Annotated in this window: 16 protein-coding genes; 9 read left to right on the forward strand and 7 right to left on the reverse strand. The window is 55.7% G+C overall.

The genetic code is table 11. From position 1 onward, the window contains the following. The first annotated feature begins 77 nt into the window (after positions 1 to 77). From ACKXGA_RS08200 to ACKXGA_RS08230, 7 genes are all read left to right on the forward strand, one after another. Positions 78 to 1,613: a recombinase family protein gene (locus ACKXGA_RS08200; protein ID WP_423729269.1), complete on the forward strand. Its 1,536-nt coding sequence runs from the start codon at positions 78 to 80 to the stop codon at positions 1,611 to 1,613. Positions 1,614 to 1,660: 47 nt separating this feature from the next. Then, entirely contained in the window at positions 1,661 to 1,831 is a 171-nt protein-coding gene (locus tag ACKXGA_RS08205) for a hypothetical protein (RefSeq protein ID WP_181966877.1), read from the forward strand. A gap of 25 nt (positions 1,832 to 1,856) precedes the next feature. Next, the gene (locus tag ACKXGA_RS08210) at positions 1,857 to 2,300 is read left to right on the forward strand and encodes a GNAT family N-acetyltransferase (protein ID WP_423729270.1); all 444 of its coding nucleotides are present in this window, start codon (positions 1,857 to 1,859) and stop codon (positions 2,298 to 2,300) included. A gap of 311 nt (positions 2,301 to 2,611) precedes the next feature. After that, positions 2,612 to 3,214, forward strand: coding sequence for a Type 1 glutamine amidotransferase-like domain-containing protein (locus ACKXGA_RS08215; protein ID WP_423729271.1), 603 nt, complete (start codon positions 2,612 to 2,614; stop codon positions 3,212 to 3,214). 290 nt (positions 3,215 to 3,504) lie between these two features. After that, entirely contained in the window at positions 3,505 to 3,750 is a 246-nt protein-coding gene (locus ACKXGA_RS08220; protein ID WP_097771280.1) for a hypothetical protein, read from the forward strand. A gap of 144 nt (positions 3,751 to 3,894) precedes the next feature. Next, positions 3,895 to 5,217, forward strand: coding sequence for an MATE family efflux transporter (locus ACKXGA_RS08225; protein WP_097771281.1), 1,323 nt, complete (start codon positions 3,895 to 3,897; stop codon positions 5,215 to 5,217). Between the two features lie 383 nt (positions 5,218 to 5,600). Continuing rightward, positions 5,601 to 6,092, forward strand: a complete 492-nt coding sequence (locus tag ACKXGA_RS08230; protein ID WP_186851260.1) for a GNAT family N-acetyltransferase — start codon at positions 5,601 to 5,603, stop codon at positions 6,090 to 6,092. An 81-nt stretch (positions 6,093 to 6,173) separates the two neighbouring features. Here ACKXGA_RS08230 and ACKXGA_RS08235 read toward each other — a convergent pair whose 3' ends face one another. The 7 genes from ACKXGA_RS08235 to ACKXGA_RS08265 all read right to left on the reverse strand — a co-directional run bounded on the left by ACKXGA_RS08235 (position 6,174) and on the right by ACKXGA_RS08265 (position 16,295). After that, positions 6,174 to 7,106: an ABC transporter ATP-binding protein gene (locus ACKXGA_RS08235; RefSeq protein WP_098924261.1), complete on the reverse strand. Its 933-nt coding sequence runs from the start codon at positions 7,104 to 7,106 to the stop codon at positions 6,174 to 6,176. After that, complete coding sequence (locus ACKXGA_RS08240; protein ID WP_097771285.1) at positions 7,107 to 8,204, reverse strand: ABC transporter ATP-binding protein; 1,098 nt, start codon at positions 8,202 to 8,204, stop codon at positions 7,107 to 7,109. It abuts the gene before it with no gap. 13 nt (positions 8,205 to 8,217) lie between these two features. Next, the gene (locus ACKXGA_RS08245) at positions 8,218 to 9,321 is read right to left on the reverse strand and encodes an ABC transporter permease (protein ID WP_423729272.1); all 1,104 of its coding nucleotides are present in this window, start codon (positions 9,319 to 9,321) and stop codon (positions 8,218 to 8,220) included. Between the two features lies 1 nt (position 9,322). Next, positions 9,323 to 10,258, reverse strand: coding sequence for an ABC transporter permease (locus tag ACKXGA_RS08250; RefSeq protein WP_097771287.1), 936 nt, complete (start codon positions 10,256 to 10,258; stop codon positions 9,323 to 9,325). A 133-nt stretch (positions 10,259 to 10,391) separates the two neighbouring features. Continuing rightward, positions 10,392 to 12,098, reverse strand: coding sequence for an ABC transporter substrate-binding protein (locus ACKXGA_RS08255; protein WP_423729273.1), 1,707 nt, complete (start codon positions 12,096 to 12,098; stop codon positions 10,392 to 10,394). 532 nt (positions 12,099 to 12,630) lie between these two features. Continuing rightward, the gene (rny, locus tag ACKXGA_RS08260; RefSeq protein WP_423729274.1) at positions 12,631 to 14,205 is read right to left on the reverse strand and encodes a ribonuclease Y; all 1,575 of its coding nucleotides are present in this window, start codon (positions 14,203 to 14,205) and stop codon (positions 12,631 to 12,633) included. Between the two features lie 329 nt (positions 14,206 to 14,534). Further along, positions 14,535 to 16,295: a tyrosine-protein phosphatase gene (locus ACKXGA_RS08265; RefSeq protein ID WP_423729275.1), complete on the reverse strand. Its 1,761-nt coding sequence runs from the start codon at positions 16,293 to 16,295 to the stop codon at positions 14,535 to 14,537. A gap of 189 nt (positions 16,296 to 16,484) precedes the next feature. On the opposite strand from ACKXGA_RS08265, the gene ACKXGA_RS08270 reads away from it, so the two are divergent. After that, the gene (locus tag ACKXGA_RS08270; RefSeq protein ID WP_097773256.1) at positions 16,485 to 16,853 is read left to right on the forward strand and encodes a RidA family protein; all 369 of its coding nucleotides are present in this window, start codon (positions 16,485 to 16,487) and stop codon (positions 16,851 to 16,853) included. Between the two features lie 137 nt (positions 16,854 to 16,990). Next, positions 16,991 to 18,004, forward strand: a complete 1,014-nt coding sequence (asnA, locus tag ACKXGA_RS08275; protein WP_423729276.1) for an aspartate--ammonia ligase — start codon at positions 16,991 to 16,993, stop codon at positions 18,002 to 18,004. The last annotated feature ends 43 nt before the right edge of the window (positions 18,005 to 18,047 follow it).

Below are 18,047 nucleotides of genomic sequence, written 5' to 3' on the forward strand. Positions count from 1 at the left end.
GATTTCTTGACATCCAATCATAAAAGTGGTATACACATTATACGAAATTTTACATAGATGTGATATGAGGTGCTACCATGACCGCCGTAATCTACGCCCGCTATTCATCCGACAGCCAGCGCGAAGCGTCCATTGAGGGACAGCTGCGCGACTGCAAGGACTACGCCGAGAAAAACGGCATCACCGTGGTCGGCACCTACATTGACCGTGCATATTCTGCCAAGACGGATGACCGCCCGGAGTTCCAGCACATGATAAAGGACAGCGCGAAGAAAATCTTCGATGTGGTTCTGGTCTGGAAGCTCGACCGTTTTGCCCGAAACCGCTACGATGCCGTGAACTACAAGCACCAGTTGGAAAAGAACGGTGTCCATCTGGTGTCTGCCATGGAACCCATTTCGCAGGGGCCTGAAGGCATTATGGTGGAGAGTATGCTTATTGGCATGGCGGAATACTATTCCGCCGAACTCGCTCTGAAAGTGGCGCGCGGTGAGCGCGAAAATGCCCTCCAGTGCAAATACAACGGCGGTGTTGTACCGCTGGGCTTCACCATTGGCAAGGAGGACAGGCTGTACCATATCGACCCGGAGACGGCTCCCATCGTGCAAGAGATCTTCACCCGGTATGCCGACGGCGAACCGGCTGAGAAGATCGCAGCATCCCTGAACGAGCGCGGCCTGCGTACCCGCACCGGAAAGCCGTTCGTGAAGAACAGCTTCTTCCAGATCTTCCGCAACCGCCGCTACATCGGCGAATACCGCTACAAGGACATTGTGACGCCGGGCGGCATTCCGGCCATTGTTGACCAGGACCTGTTTGACCGGGTGCAGCAGCGTTTTGAGCAGAACAGGATCGCCCATGGTCGGCCTGCAAAAGAGGATGTGAGCTATTTGTTGACCACCAAGCTGTTCTGTGGCAAGTGCGGCACCCTGATGGGTGGCGAAAGCGGCACCAGCCACATGGGAAACACCTACTATTACTACAAGTGCGGCAACGCCAAACGCCACGGCAAGGCGCACTGCGACCTGAAAGCCATCCGCAAGGAGCCGCTGGAACGGTTCGTGGTGGATACCGCCATCAAGGTGATTTTTAACGATGAAATCATCGAACGGCTGATAGATTTGGTCATGGAAGCCCAGCAGAAGGAGAACACCCGGCTGCCTGTCCTGAAAGACCAGCTCAGGGACACGGAGAAACGGCTGGCAAACCTTCTGGAAGCCATTGAACAGGGCATCCTGACCCCGACCACCAAGCAGCGATTAGATGAGCTGGAAGCCCGGAAGGAAGCCCTGAACACCAGCATTCTGGAAGAAGAGCTGAAAAAGCCCGTCCTGACCCGTGAGTGGATTCGGTTCTGGCTTGAAAAATTCCGCAAGGGTGACGTGGGCAGCACGGAACACCAGCGGCAGATCATTGATACCTTTGTCAACTCGGTCTACGTCTTTGATGACCGGGTCGTACTCAATTTCAACTTCACGGATGATGCCAAAACGGTCACCCGTGAGGAAGTGTTGGGTTCGAGTGCTGTGGACAATGCTCCACTCGTGAAAAAGAACCATCGACTTCGGTCGGTGGTTCTTTTTGTTTTGCTGGCGCTTTGCGGGATGGTGTGATATACTCGGCTTAGTTCAACAAATCGGAAGTTGTGGAGGAAACAAACATGGAAGATAATAAATCAACGAATGTCAAGAAAACGGTAAAATCGGGAATAACTTTTGGAAGTGCATTAGCTATGGTTATTAGTTATACAACGTGGAAGTCTGTCGGTTGGGCGATTTTTCATGGATTACTTAGTTGGGTGTATGTCATATATTTTCTTTTGCGTTACTAAATTCCAGTTTGACGGAGTAATGGATATGAAAATCCGAGAAGTGAATGAGAATAAAAAGCAGTTTATATCATTATTGTTATTAGCTGATGAACAGGAGAGCATGGTTGATCGGTATCTTGAAAAAGGTACTATGTATGTGCTTGAAGACAATGATGAAAAAGCAGAATGTGTTGTTACCGATGAAGGTAATGGAATACTCGAAATCAAGAATATCGCAGTCGATCCGGAAAATCAGGGAAAGGGCTATGGCAAAGCACTAATTGATTTTCTTGCCAGTAAATATGCAGATGAATATTCTGTTTTGCAAGTTGGAACAGGTGACAGTCCATTGACGATACCATTTTATGAAAAATGTGGATTTGTTCGTTCTCACAAGATTCCCAATTTCTTTACTGACAATTATGACCACCCAATTTATGAGGGCGGTGTACAGTTGATAGATATGATATATTTGCAAAGATGTTTATAACTTCCCGTTTACCGTACGGACCGCGTTTGCGAAGCGCAGCGGAGCAATGAAAGCCCCAGTGGGGCTTTTAAGCGGCAGCGCGGTCTGCGACAGCAGATGGAGGGGCGTTGCCCCGACAAGCACGCCCAACAAGAGCACTTCAGAAACTCGCAGGAGCTTGAGAAGTGAAGTCCCGGAAGGCCCCTGTTCCACCCGGGGACAAGAACCATCGACTTCGGTCGGTGGTTCTTTTTGTTTTGCTGGCGCTTTGCGGGATGGTGTGGTATACTCAGCTTGGTTCAACAACTCGGAATTTATAAAGGAGAATATTGATGAAACTATTTTTATGTTCGCACTTTTCAAGTGTAGGAAGTCTGATAAAGGAAGAAATTGAAAATAAGAAAGTCGCATTTATTCCAACAGCTTCGCTGCGTGAAGGCTACACCGGTTATGTCGGCTCGGCTCGAAAATTATTCAAAAAGTTGGGAGCAATCGTAACTGAAATTGATATTTCAACGGAGGCTTATTCAACGATACAGTCTGTTTTTGAAGATGCGGATGTGATATATTTTACCGGCGGAAATTCTTTTTTCCTTATAGACCAGCTCCGTAAAACGGGAACGGATGAGCTGTTGAAGAAAGAATTGGCAAAGGGAAAACTGATGATTGGTGAATCGGCAGGCGCAATTATATGCGCTCCAAGCATCCAATATATCGAGCAAATGGATGAAAAGCCGGAGGACTACTCACAAGAAGATGATGCAGGGCTTGATTTGATTGATTTCTATGTTCTTCCGCATTATCTTACAGCACCATTTAAGAAAGTTACCGAGAAAATAATGACTGAGTTTTCGGATTTGAATCTATGCCCAATTAACAACCGTCAGGGAATTGTAATTGATGGTGAAGATTCAAAGGTTATTTGCAAAGCCTAATTTGAAAATTCCAGTTTGTCGTACACGTTCCCGGCAGGGTTTGGGGTGGGACCGCGTTTGCGAAGCGCAGCGAAGCAATGAAAGCCCCAGTGGGGCTTTTAAGCGGCAGCGCGGTCTGCGACAGCAGATGGAGAGGCGTTGCCCCGACAAGCGCACCCCAACAAAAGCACTTCGGAAACTCGCAGGAGCTTGAGAAGTGAAGTCCCGAATGGGCAGAAAATTTTCAAGAATTGAAAATTTGTGGCCACGGGACGGTTCTTTCTCTCACGCCTTTGGGAAAAGGAGTTTTTATGGATATCGAGGTCAACCGAATGTCTCCTTCTACTATGGAACTGCTCGACCAGCTCAGCGTTGTTTGCAAACGTTTCAACGTAGATTATTCTGCCGCTTCCGAAAAGGACAGATTCTTTGTGGAAGCCGTTGCCTTGCACGAATACCAACTGAAAAAAGCACACGAGCAAGGGCTGAAGCGTTCCGAGGTGCCGCCGTTTCTCGGCTTGAAGCGCACCGACCGAAGCAACGATATGCCGGCTTAAAAATTCGCCCGCTGTGGCCCCTGCTCCACCCGCAGAAAAGAACCATCGACTTCGGTCGGTGGTTCTTTTTGTTTTGCTGGCGCTTTGCGGGATGGTGTGGTATACTCGGCTCAGTTCAACAACTCGGAATTTGTGGAGGAAAACATGCAAGGTGAAAGAAAAACGTTGACACAACTATCTGTGCCAATATGTCTAGAAACTTTATTTTATATGCTTTCAGGTATGGTTGATACACTGATGTTATCATCAGTAAGCGACCAGGCTGTTGGGGCTGTCGGAACAGCAAATACATATATAGGTGTTTTTATCATTATGTTCGGGGTAATATCATCTGGTATGGTAGCGGTGATGTCACAGAATATCGGGGCTGGAAGACCTGGAATTGCATATCAGGCGAGACAGCTTGGACTTGTATTTAATGCACTGACAGGTATCTTGATATCTGTTGTTCTTGCTGTCTTTTCAGGAGGGATACTGAGGGCAGTGAGTATTGCTCCTGCTTTGCTTGAATCAGCTGAAACATATCTTAAAATTGTTGGAGGCGCAAGCTTTTTAAATGCGCTTATTCCTATTTTTTCCAGCTATTTAAGAGTATTTGGATATACAAAACATTCCTTGATAGGGACAGTTGTCGGTAATGTAATTAATATTATACTGAATTCAGTATTCCTGTTTGTGTTTCACTGGGGAGTCATGGGAGTTGCTACTGCAACAGTTATTTCAAAAGCTGTGAATCTTATTATTGTAGCGGCAATGGGGGCTGTACTTATAAAAGCAAAGCAGAGTCCTGAACGTGAACAACCACGAAGGATACTTGCACAGATTGTTAAGATTGGGTTTCCTTCTGCATTTGAGACAGCACTTTATAATGTAGCAATGACATTTATAGTGCGTTTTATGAACCAGATGGATACGGATGGAATGAATGTTACAGCTCGTTCGTATGCTATGCAGATAGCCAATTTCTCATATTGTGTGGGGGCAGCACTTGCACAGGCAAATGCTATTATGACTGGCTGGAGAATCGGGGCAAAGAAGTATGAGGAATGCGACAGGGGTACACGGAAAGCTGTGATATATGGTCTTGTAACAGCAACGTGCTTTTCTGTGACATTTGCAATGACCGGACGTTTTATCGTTCATATATTTACGGATGATACACAGATGATTGAGCTTGTAGTAAAATTGTTGATAGTAGATATATTCCTTGAATTTGGAAGAGTGACAAATCTTGTATATGGACAGGCATTAAAAACAAGTGGAGATGCTATTTTTCCAGTTATAATTGGTGCAATATTTATGTATCTGTTTGCAGTTGGTGGAACATATTTTCTTGGAATACACATGGGACTTCTGGCGGTAGGAGCATATATTGCCATGGCGGGTGATGAGTGCGCTAGAGCAATTGGAATGGTGCTTAGATGGAAGAGTGGAAAATGGAAAAGTAAGAGCCTGATAGAATTGTAGATTTGATGTTAAATTCAAGAATACATGATATGGCAAAAGAACTTGGGAAAACATGTATTTACAACTTCCAGTTTGCCATACACGTTCCCGGCAGGGTTTGGGGTGGGACCGCGTTTGCGAAGCGCTGCGGAGCAATGAAAGCCCCAGTGGGGCTTTTAAGCGGCAGCGCGGTCTGCGACAGCAGATGGAGGGGCGTTGCCCCGACAGGCACGCCCAACAAGAGCACTTCGGAAATTCGCAGGAGCTTGAGAAGTGAAGTCCCGGAAGGCCCCTGTTCCACCCGGGGACAAGAACCATCGACTTCGGTCGGTGGTTCTTTTTGTTTTGCTGGCGCTTTGCGGGATGATGTGGTATACTCAGCTCAACAAATCAAACTCTGGAGAATGACTATGCAAAAGATCCGTACTGCCACCTTTGAAGATCTGGATGCCATTGCTGCCGTGGAGGCGGCCTGCTTCCCGGCTGCAGAGGCGGCCACAAAAGAAGAATTCGCCGGGCGGCTGACCCATTATGCCGACCACTTCTGGCTGCTGTTCGAGGACGAAAAGCTCGTCTCCTTTGTGGACGGCTTTGTGACCAATACCCCCGACCTGACAGACGAGATGTACGCCGACGCTTCCCTGCACGATGCCCATGGGGCGTGGCAGATGATCTTTGGGGTGAACACCCTGCCCGAATACCGGAAGCAGGGCCTGGCCGGGCAGCTGCTCCGCCGGGCCATCGCCGATGCAAAGGCTCAGGGCCGCAGGGGGCTGGTGCTCACCTGCAAGGACAGGCTCGTGCACTATTACGCCGGCTTCGGCTTTGTCAGCGAAGGCGTTTCCGGCTCCACCCACGGCGGCGTGGTGTGGTACCAGATGCGGCTGACCTTCTGAACTTCCTACAAAAAGCAGCGCCCCCGCCTGCCGGAAACACCGGTGAGCGGGGGCGCTTTGCATTTGCTGGGAGGATATGGTCTACCTGCACCACTGGGCAAACTCTGCGTCTGTGCACTTGACGTAGTGGCTGCCCGCAACATGGTGGCTGGTACCCAGGCTGTAATCGATGCCGGAGGCGGCGTAATCGTAGGTCTCGGCCACGCGGCGCTTTTCCACAACAGGGTTGGGCAGCGGGATGGCCGACAGCAGGCTCCGGGTGTAGGGGTGGATGGGATGCTCAAAGATCTCCTCGGTGGTGCCGGTCTCCAGCAGGTGGCCCAGATGGAGCACCCCGATGCGATCAGAGATATACTTGACCATGGAAAGGTCATGGGCAATAAAGAGGTAGGCCGTGCCGGTCTCCTGCTGGATATCCTTCATCAGGTTGACCACCTGCGCCTGAATGGACACATCCAGTGCCGAGATGCACTCGTCGGCGATGATGAGCTTGGGGTTCATGATCAGGGCACGGGCGATGCCCACGCGCTGGCGCTGGCCGCCCGAGAACTGATGGGGATAGCGCTCGGCGTGCTCCGGGGCAAGGCCCACCTTGGCCAGAATTTTTTCCACCTTCTCCCGGCGCTCCGCCGGGGTCTTGTACATGTGGTGGATGTCCAATCCCTCGCCGATGATGTCCTCCACCTTTTTGCGGGGGTTCAGGCTGGCCATGGGATCCTGGAAGATCATCTGCATCTGGGTGCGCAGGGTGTTGTTCTGTGCGTGGCTCAGGTGCCCGCTGATGTCCTGCCCGTCAAAGGTGATCTTGCCTGCGGTGGGGTCGTACAGCCGGATGATGCTCCTGCCGATGGTGGACTTGCCGGAGCCGGATTCGCCCACCAGACCATAGGTCTCGCCGGGGTAGATCTCAAAGCTCACGTCGTCCACAGCCTTAACGGTGAAGTTCTTGTTCACCTTGAAATACTGTTTCAGGCCCTCTACTTTCAGAAGCGGGGTCGCGCTCTGTGCAGCCATTTATTCCGCCTCCTTGATCTTTTCTGCATCCGCTTTCATGCGGCTGATGCGCTGGGCCAGCTCCGGCGGCATTTCCACCTTGGGGGCCCGGGGGTCCAGCAGCCAGGTGGCCGCATAGTGGGTCTCGCTGATCTTGAACATGGGAGGATCGACTTCATCATCGATGTGCAGGGCAAAGCGGTTGCGGGGTGCAAAGGCATCGCCCGGCTTCTCATGCAGCAGGTTCGGCGGAGAGCCCGGGATGGTGTACAGACGGTCATCGGCGGTGTCCAGATCAGGCATGGCCGACAGCAGGCCCCAGGTGTAGGGATGCTTGGGGTCGTAGAAGATCTCGTCAATGGTGCCGGTCTCCACGATCTTGCCCGCGTACATGACATCCACATAGTCGGCCACCTTTGCCACAACGCCCAGGTCGTGGGTGATGTAGATGACCGAGATGCCGCGCTCCTTCTGGATGCTGCGGATCAGCTCCAGGATCTTGGCCTGGATCGTCACGTCCAGTGCCGTGGTGGGCTCATCGCAGATGAGCAGGTCGGGGTCGCAGGACAGGGCAATGGCAATGACCACGCGCTGGCGCATACCGCCGGACAGCTGATGGGGGTAATTCTTCATCCGCTTTTCCGCATCGGTGATGCCCACCTCCTCCAGCAGCTCCAGTGCCTTTTTGTAGGCCTCGGCCTTGGGCATCTTGAAGTGCCAGAGCATTCCCTCCATGATCTGCTTGCCGATGGTCATGGTGGGGTCAAGGCTGGTCATGGGGTCCTGGAACACCATGGCGATGCGCTTGCCATTGATGTGGCGGCGGATCCACTTTTTGTCCTTCTGCAGCAGGTCCACCGTCTCGGGAGAGCCGTCTGCATGGTGGTAGCTGAACTGGATGGAGCCGCTGTTCACGGTGGCGTTCTTGGCCAGAATGCCCATGGCGGCCTTCATGGTCACGGACTTGCCGGAGCCGGACTCGCCCACCAGCGCAACGGTCTCGCCCTTGTACAGGTCGATGTTCACACCCCGGATGGCGTGCACCGGGCCTGCGGTGGTCTTAAAAGTGATATCAAGGTCTCGCACCGACAAGACCTGTTCTTTTTTGTTCTCAGGCATGGGGTGTTCCTCCTTACATACTCTTCATCTTGGGGTCTAGGGCCTCGCGCAGACCATCGGCCACCAGATTGAAGCTGAGCATCAGCAGGCTCATCACCACAATGGGCGGAATGATCTGATAGGGGTGGGTGGTGAAACTGTTGTACAGCTCACTGATCAAAGAACCCAGCGAGCACTGGGGCACCGGGATGCCCAGACCCACAAAGGACAGGAATGCTTCGGTAAAGATGGCGGTGGGGATGCTGAACATGACCTGCGTGATGATGGGTCCGATGATGTTGGGCAGCACTTCCTTGAAGATGATGAAGAAGCTGCCTGCACCCAGCGTGCGGGAAGCCAGCACGAATTCCTGATCCTTCAGCTTGAGCATCTCGGCGCGGGCGATGCGGCTCATGCCCACCCACTCGGTCAGCATCAGGGCAAAGATGATGGTGACCATGCCGGGCTGCAGCACCAGCAGCAGCAGCGTAACGATGACCAGACGGGGAATGCCGTTGGCTACCTCGAGGAAGCACTGCATCACCATATCCACCCTGCCGCCAAAGTAGCCGGAGATCAGGCCATAGCTCATGCCGATGACCATATCGATGACAGCGGCGGCCACCGCGATGATCAGGGAGACACGGGCACCCTCCCAGGTGCGGGTCCAGATATCGCGGCCGTACAGGTCACTGCCGAACCAGTAGTAGACATCGTCCTTGCCCTTTTCCACATAGGCGTTGACGCTCTTGCTGCCGGTGGTGGTGCTCATCTTCTCGCTGCCGTCTAGGATGCCGAGGCGCTCGATGCCCGGCACACGGGGAGCAAAGTTCTTCTGGCTCAGATCCTGGCCGGAGTAGGTATAGCTGTTCATGCCCGGGCCAAAAACGGCCAGCAGCACGATGACGACGATCAGGATCAGGCCCAGCACGGCGCTCCTCTTGCCGAAAAAACGGAGGATGGCATCCTTCCAGAAGCTCTGGGCCGCAAAGTTGGTATCCACGGCGATCTCATCGTCGTTGTGCTTGAGGGCAAACTCCTTGTCCTCAAAGGTGTGCTCAGGATACAGGGAATCCACCGCGCTGACAATGGCATCCGCTGTGGATTCGCCGCCCAGGCGGATCGCTTTTTCTGCCATATCAGTCATCCCCCTTTGCCAGACGAATGCGCGGATCGATGATGCCGTAGAGCAGGTCAACGACCAGCATGATGCCAATGTACATAGCGCTGTAAATAAAGCTCAGGCCAATGACCACGTTGTAATCGTTGGACTGGATGGCCGTGACCAGCAGGCTGCCCACGCCGGGAATGGCGAAGATCTTTTCCACCACCAGCGAGCCGGTCATCAGATCCACGATCAGGGGTGCCAGCACCGTGATGATGGGGATGAGGGCATTGCGCAGGGCATGGCGGAAGATCAGCGCCGGGCCGGAGATGCCCTTGCTCTCGGCCAGCAGCATGTAATCGGAATCAAGGACTTCGATCATCTCACTGCGGGTAAAGCGGGCAATGGAGGCCATGGTGAACATGGAAAGCGAGATGCTGGGCAGGACGCTGGAGCCAAAGACATCCTTGGCGGAGAACAGCATCGGGAACCAGCGGAGCTTGAAGCCAAAGGCATAGCTCAGGGCCAGTGCGAACACATAGGAAGGCACCGACACGCCGATGACCGAGATGATGGTGGCGATGGTATCAAAAATGGTATCCCGCTTGAGTGCGGCAATGATGCCCAGCACCAGGCCCACAGCGGCACCCAGCGTCACAGCCATGCCGCCCACCTGAATGGAGATGGGCAGGCGGCTCTGGATGAGCTGGGAGATGGGTGTATTCTTGGAGATGTTATAGCTCACGCCAAGATCTCCGCGGAGCATATTGCCCACATAGCGGAAGAACTGGATGTAGATGGGCTGATCCAGGCCGTACTTTGCGTACAGGGCAGCCCGCATATCGGGTGTCAGCTTTTCATCATTGAAGGGCGAACCGGGCATCAGCTGCATCAGGATAAACAGCACCAGCAAAATTGCCAGCAGTGTGAACAGCGAGGTCAGGATTCGCTTGAGCGTATATTTTTTCACGTCGGGTGGACCCCCTTTTCCTTCCGGGATCTCGCGGTCAGTCGTTCGTCTGCCGCGGACAGGCACAATGCCAAAAAGGCGCACAGTGGCTCTTTGCGGGCCACTGTGCGGCCTTGTTCAGCGATTCAGTTGTTTACTCGCTCTTGGTGGTGTTCTTGTACACACGGTTCAGAGCGCAGGGGTGATGCTCGACACCCTTGACGGCAGAGGAGATCATCTCGGCGTTGCACTGGCCGTACAGGGGGAAGATGACCGCCTGCTCCAGAACGATCTGCTCTGCCTCATACAGGGCAGCCCAGCGGCCCTCGGGGTCGGTGCACAGATCACCAGTGGTGCACTCGTCAATGATGGCATCGTAGTCGGCATCGCTCCACAGACCGTAGTTGTTGGAGTTGCCGGTCACCCACATACCCAGATAGGTCATGGGGTCAGCGTAGTCGGGGCCCCAGCGGGTCAGGCCCAGCTCAAAGGTGCCGTCCTGCATATCCTGCACGCGCTGCTTCTTGGGCTCCACGGTCAGGTTGATGGTCAGGCCCTCCAGCGTGGTCTCCAGCTGCTCCTTGACGACTTGAGCCACCTTCTGGGGTGCATCGTCGGCATCCACCACCATATCAAAGGTGAAGGTATCCTTACCCAGCTCAGCCTTGGCGGTCTCAAAGAACTCCTTGGCCTTCTCGGGGTCATAAGCGCAGTCATCTGCAAACTTGGTCTGGTCGGCGCTGAAATCGCTGCCGTCGGGGCCGGTTGCAAACTGTGCGGGAACAGCGGTGTATGCGGGGGTGGAGCCATCCTTCAGCACATCGCCGGTAATGGCATCCCGATCCAGCGCAAAGGTCATGGCCTTGCGCAGGTTCAGGTTTGCCAGATCAGGCACAGCGTCGATGTTGGGGCTGATGTACCACAGGTAACCGGCACCCACGCTGGTAAACTCGGGATCATCCTTGACCTGATCGACCTGCTCACCGTTCAGCAGGGTGATATCCAGCGTGCCGGTCTGATAGCTCATCAAAGCCTGCTGGCTGTCCTTGATGACCTGATAGGCCAGACCGTCCAGAGCGATCTTATCCGCATCATAGTAATCGGGGTTCTTTTCCATCGCAAAGGCGGTGGCGGCGGGCTGATAATCGGTCAGCACGAACGCGCCGTTGGACAGCACTGTTTCGGGGCTGGTGCCAAAGGTGTCAGCGCAGGTGTTGTAGAAGGCCTCGTTCACCGGGTAGAAGGTGGGGAAGTACATCAGGCTCAGGAAGTAGCTGACAGGAACATTCAGCTGCACCTCCAGGGTCTTGTCATCCACTGCGGTCACGCCCAGGTCGGTAACGGGCTTTTCACCGGCAATGATCTCGGCGGCGTTGACCACCTGACCAATGTCGGACAGCATGTAGGAATACTCGGAAGCGGTGGCGGGGTCTACGGCGCGCTGCCAGCCAAACACAAAGTCGGCGGCGGTCACGGCCTCACCGTTGGACCACTTTGCATCGCGCAGATGGAAGGTGTAGGTCTTGCCGTCCTCGCTGAGGTCATAAGTCTCCGCCATGGCGGGAACTGCTGCACCGTCAGCATCCATCTGCATCAGGCCATCGGTGTAATCCGCGATGACCTCAAAGGAGGTGCCGTCGGTGGCCACCTGGGGGTCCAGAGACTGGACCTCGGTCTCCAGCATGATGTTCAGGGTGCCGCCCTGTGCGGTGCCAGCCGCAGCAGAGGAAGCGCCGCTGGCTGCAGAAGATGCAGCCGTGGAGCTGGAAGAGCCGCCGCAGGCTGTCAGAGCCAGTGCGGCAGAGGTGACACCGGCAGCTGCCAGGAAGCTGCGGCGCGAAATACGACGATCGAATTTCATATATGTTTTCCCCTCTCTTTAATGCTCTACACTGATAAAGCATCAATTTCTGAAAATGCACAAGGGGCTCTGCTCCCCCTCTGGAGCTTCTGCACACCCTTGTGCCATGGCCGCATTATACCGCTGTTCCCCGCCGTTGAAAAGGGTTTTTCGGGAATTTGTCCTCCAAAAAGGCCCATTTCTCCCCTTTGTCCAACATCCCGCCGAAAATGGAAACTAATTTTTGTATAGTTTTTCTCCTGTACTGTATTTTGTGCAAAGACAGTTCTTGCATTAAAGTCATAACTTGTATTCCTACAGAGTACATTTAACTTCGTTCACTTCATTTTATTAAGAGTTGAAATCAGTTCAGCCTATTGCAGTCCTCTTTGTCATTGCTTCGCAATGACACCTCTCCCAGCAGGAGAAGCAGGATAGGCGGTCTCATAAACCTGCACCCCTGCCCGGAGATCTGACACGACGCGCCCGAGAGGCTCACAGACAAAAAAGGAGCCCGCTGTACGAACACAACGGGCTCCTCTTGGTTCTGATCTTACTTCGCGTACTCGATGGCGCGGCTCTCGCGGATGACGTTGACCTTGATCTGGCCGGGATAATCGAGGGTATCCTCGATCTTCTTGGCGATCTGGCGGGCCAGCAGGATGACCTGATCATCGCTGATGACATCAGGCTTGACCATGATGCGGACTTCGCGGCCGGCCTGAACGGCAAAGGCCTGCTCCACGCCCTCAAAGCTGGAAGAGATCTCCTCCAGATTTTCCAGACGCTTGACATAGCTCTCCACGTTCTCGCGGCGGGCACCGGGACGTGCGGCGCTGATGGCATCGCAGGCCTGAATGATAAAGGCCAGCGGGGTCTTGGGCTCCACATCTCCGTGGTGGGCCTCAATGGCATGGATGATCTGGGTGTTTTCCTTGTACTTGCGGCAGATATCCACACCGATCTGGACATGGCTGCCCTCGATCTCGTGGTCAAGGGCCTTGCCGATATCATGCAGCAGACCGGCACGGCGGGCCAGCGTGACGTTCACGCCCATCTCGCCTGCCAGCAGACCGGCCAGCCAGGCCACCTCCATGCTGTGGGTCAGAGCGTTCTGGCCAAAGCTGGTGCGGTACTTCAGGCGGCCGATGAGCTTGATGAGGTCGGGGTGCAGGCCGTGGATGCCAAGTTCCATCACGGCGCGCTCGCCCTCCCGCTTCATCTGCAGCTCAAGGTCGTGGCGGCACTTCTCCACCGTCTCCTCAATGCGGGCGGGGTGGATGCGGCCATCACCGATCAGGCGCTCCAGCGTCATGCGGGCAACCTCGCGGCGGGTCTGGTCAAAGGAGGACAGGGTGATGGCCTCCGGGGTATCGTCGATGATAAGATCCACGCCGGTGGCAGTTTCCAGCGCGCGGATGTTGCGGCCCTCACGGCCAATGATACGGCCCTTCATCTCGTCGCTGGGCAGGGGCACCACGCTGACGGTGGTCTCGCTGCAGTGGTCAGCGGCGCAGCGGCTGATGGCCTGACCGATCATATTGCGGGCGATGTTATCGCAGTTTTCCTTCAGGTCGGTCTCGTAGGCAGCCACACGGACAGCCTTCTCGTGGGTGAGCTCCTCGTCCACCTTGTGCAGCAGCACTTCGCGGGCATCCTCCTGGCTCAGGCCCGCCAGGGTCTCCAGGCGCTCCATCTCCTTGGCACGGATGGCATCCACCTCAGCCAGGCGGCTGTCGGCCTCCTCGTGCTTTTTCTTGAGCTCTTCTTCCTTCTTTTCCAGGGCTTCGGTCTTGCGGTCCAGCGCATTTTCCTTCTGGTCAATGCGGTTCTCCTGGCGGCTGATCTCAGCACGGCGCTGCTTGATCTCCTTGTCGGCCTCTGCCTTCTGGGCATCGACCTCGGCTTTCAGGCGGAAGGCCTCGTCCTTGGCTTCCAGAACAGCTTCTTTTCGTTTTTGGTCAGCGGTCTTGATTGCTTCGTTCACCAGGCGGGTAGCCTCGGCTTCTGCGCTGCCGATCTGTGCCTCGGCGGTCTTTTTACGGTTGTTGTAACCAATAAAATAACCCGCGCCGAAAGCAGCAACAGCAGCAACCACGACCACGATCAACAGAATGATCGGGGACATCGTGTTCACTCTCCTTACAATTAAAGTTCAAAAACAACTAAAATCTGGAGACGCTGCCGCGCAAGGCGTGGGTCAACAATACAAAATCAAGCTCTCAACAACAAAACAGACAACAGCACCGCACAAAAAGGGCATGTCTGCCCCTGCGGCCTGATGCAGCTTTTTTATCTACAAGGTTTTCATATAAAAACGGGCAGATGAAGCCCCATTGAACTTTGGTTGCGGAAGATCCCTGCACGCAGCGTCATGGATTCCATACTACTTCTTATATTACGAAACATTTGGTACAATGTCAAGTAAAGTGAAAGGAATTTTCTAAAAAACAGCCATTATTCCAGATACATCCGCCGCAGCCGCATCAGGCGGGCGGGGGTCAGGCCGTATTCCGCCTCGAGATAGGCATCGGTGGTGCCATACTCTTTGCGGATGGTGTCCAGCACAAAGGGGGCAGACTCCGGGTGGACACCGGCAATGCCCTGATAGAACTGCTTCTGTTCCGGATGTGCCTCGATCTCCTCGGCATGGGCGGCCCAGATCTTTTCCAGCTCCGGGCGGCGGCAGACATTGGTCCGGACAAAATCCTGACAGATCGTTTCATCGGAAGCACCCAGCGCCAGCAGGATGAGCATGGCCGCCACGCCGGTGCGGTCTTTCCCGCCGGAGCAGTGGAACAGGATCGGCGTTTCGCCCGCCTCCAGCGCCCGGAACAGCTCCTTGTAGGCCTTATTGCGGAAGAGCATCTGCTCATACATGGCATCGGCGAGGTTATGCTCCTCGTCCTTCTTGCCCTTGAGCAGCTTTTCAATGTCCCCGGGAGAAAAGGAGATCTCACTTCCGTCCGGGTGGCAAAGCCCGCAGATGCGCACCAGCCGCGCGCCATCGGGCACATAGTCAGGCTGCTCCGCTGCCTCGGACTCGCTGCGCAGGTCAAGGATGAGCCGCAGGCCCAGGCTGTCCAGCAGCTTACGGTCAGCCGCCCCGGTCAGCAGTCCGGTGGGAATGCCGCGGTAGATCTGCCCCCACTTGATATGCTTGCCCTCGTCGGCCTCGTAGCCGCCCAGCTCCCGGAAGTTGTTCCCGCCCGCAAAGGGCAGCTGGGTGCCCGGAGCCGGGTGCTGCGGTGCCGCCTTGGGGGCGGCGCTGGACAGCACCGGGAAGTTGTAGAAGGGCTTTGCCGGGCGGCCCCGCCGGGGCGGCAGGGATGCCGCTCCCCCGATGACCTCCATCAGGTAGCCCCGCAGCAGGTCAAGATAGGCCGAGTTGTGGTCCCGCCGCTGCACCATCGAGACGCAGAGGGGCGGCAGATCTTCCAGCAGCACGTCCCGCACCCGGTCCAGCTCCCGCCGTGCTCCCGGCTCGTAGCGGGTCAGGCAGGTGCAGAGCTGCTCCTGGACCAGATAGTACGCCTGATAGAAGCTGGGGCCGATCTCCGCGTTGGGCGCAAAGCCCTCCCTGGCGCAGGCATCCCACAGGGGGCTGAACAGATCCTGCCGCAGGCTGGGCAGCAGCACCCGCTGGCCCCGCAGGGCCGAAAGCGGCACCCGCTCCTTCTCCCAGAAGGGATGGCCGCGCGGCACCAGCAGGCAGGCCGGGTCGGCCCGCAGGGTGGTGCGGGCCAGCACCGGAGCCGCCGTGCCCAGATCCATCACAAGGCCCGCGTCCAGCTCGCCCTGCTCCACACCATCGGCCACGGCATCGTTTTCCAGCAGGCGGAACCGCATCTCAATGTGGGGGTACTGCTGGCGGAACTTGTCCAGCTGGGTCTCCAGCCCGGGCAGGTAGTCCGGCACCAGCGAGACACTGATGCCGATGCGCACCGGCTGGGCCGACTGGATCTCCGCATGGAGGGCCGCCTGCATCTGCTGGAACTGCTCCACCACCGGGGCCGCATGGCGCTGCAAGCTCAGCCCCCGCTCGGTGAGCGAAAGCTTGTGGTGAGCGCTGACGAACAGCGGGCCGCAGAGCTCGGCTTCCAGCGCCGTGATGCTCTGCCGCAGGGCCTGCCGCGACAGAAACAGCCGCTGTGACGCACGGGTGTAGTTCATTTCTTCGCACAAAACCAGAAAATAGTGCAGCTGGCGGATATCCATGGGTTCCTCCTGAAGGGTGGTGTATCAATAGATTAAGGATACCGCCTTTTTGCCTGCTTGTAAAGGCCGCATGGGCAAAAAGTCCCTCCCGGATTGACACATCCCGCCGCATGGTGTAGACTTCAAGCAGCAGAATTTTTTCCCCGAAGAGAAAAGCTCCATCAAACACACAGAAAGAAGGTATTTTCCATGAAAGTCATCGCTACTGAAAAGGCTCCCGGCGCGATTGGCCCCTACTCCCAGGGCTTCATCGCAGGCGGTTTTGTCTACACCTCCGGCCAGATCCCTGTGAACCCCGCGGACGGCACTGTGCCCGAAGGCATCGCCGCCCAGACCGAGCAGAGCTGTAAGAACGTGGGTGCGATCCTGGAAGCCGCCGGTTCCGGCTACGACAAGGTCATCAAGACCACCTGCTTCCTGGCCGATATCGCCGACTTTGCCGCCTTCAACGAGGTCTACGCAAAGTACTTCACCTCCAAGCCCGCCCGCAGCTGCGTTGCTGTCAAGGATCTGCCCAAGGGTGTCCTGTGCGAGATCGAGGCCGTGGCAGAGGCGTAAGCTCCCGAATTGCACCGGCTTTGCGTTCTCCCCTTTACAACGCTCTGAAATTGTGCCATAATTTACTGTATTAAAGGGAAAGCCGTTCCGGTGCCGCAACTCGGCGGCGGAGAACGGAAAGAGAGGGGTAAACTGTTATGAGCAAAACGATGATCCCGCAGAACTACACACCCGCGCTGAACCTGTACGACACCCAGCGTGCCATCGGCACCGTGAAGCGGCTGTTCGCCGACACCCTGTGTGCTACGCTGAACCTCTACCGCGTGTCGGCTCCGCTGTTTCTGGAGGCTTCCACCGGCCTGAACGACGACCTGAACGGCGTGGAACGCAAGGTCACCTTTGACATCCGGGACAGCGGCATTGAGGCACAGGTGGTGCAGTCGCTGGCAAAGTGGAAGCGTAAGGCTCTGAAGGACTACGGCTTCCGCGTGGGCAAGGGCCTGTACTGCGACATGAACGCCATCCGCCGGGACGAGGAGCTGGACAACCTCCACTCCGTCTATGTGGACCAGTGGGACTGGGAGAAGGTCATCCGCAAGGAGGACCGCAGCGAGGCCTACCTGAAGAACGTGGTGCGCTCCATCGTGTCGGCTGTCTGTGCCACCGAGATGAACCTGCACGCCATGTTCCCCCAGCTGCAGGATCTGCCCCTTCACACCCCCAACGTGACCTTTATCACCACCCAGGAGCTGGAGGACAAGTACCCTGACCTGACCCCGAAGGAGCGCGAGAACGCCTTTGTAAAGGAGAACGGCACCACCTTCCTGATGAAGATCGGTGCTCCCCTGAAGAGCGGCAAGCCCCACGACGGCCGCGCCCCCGACTACGACGACTGGGACCTGAACGGCGACCTGCTGTTCTGGAACGAGCCCCTGCAGTGCAGCTACGAGCTGAGCAGCATGGGTATCCGCGTCAGCCCCGAGAGCATGGACCGGCAGCTGACCATGGCAGGCTGTGACGACCGCCGCGCCCTGCCTTTCCACAAGGCAGTGCTGAGCGGTGAGCTGCCCTACACCATCGGCGGCGGCATCGGCCAGAGCCGTCTGTGCATGCTGCTGCTGGGCAGCGCCCACATCGGCGAAGTACAGGCAAGCGTCTGGGACGAAGCCACCCGCGCGGCCTGCGCAAAGGCCGGGATCCCCCTGCTGTAAGCAAAACACGAGAAAAGGCTCTCTGCCAAAACTGGCAGAGAGC

This window comes from Faecalibacterium hominis (ex Afrizal et al. 2022), assembly GCF_049545105.1.
Classification (GTDB): Bacteria; Bacillota; Clostridia; order Oscillospirales; family Ruminococcaceae; genus Faecalibacterium; species Faecalibacterium duncaniae.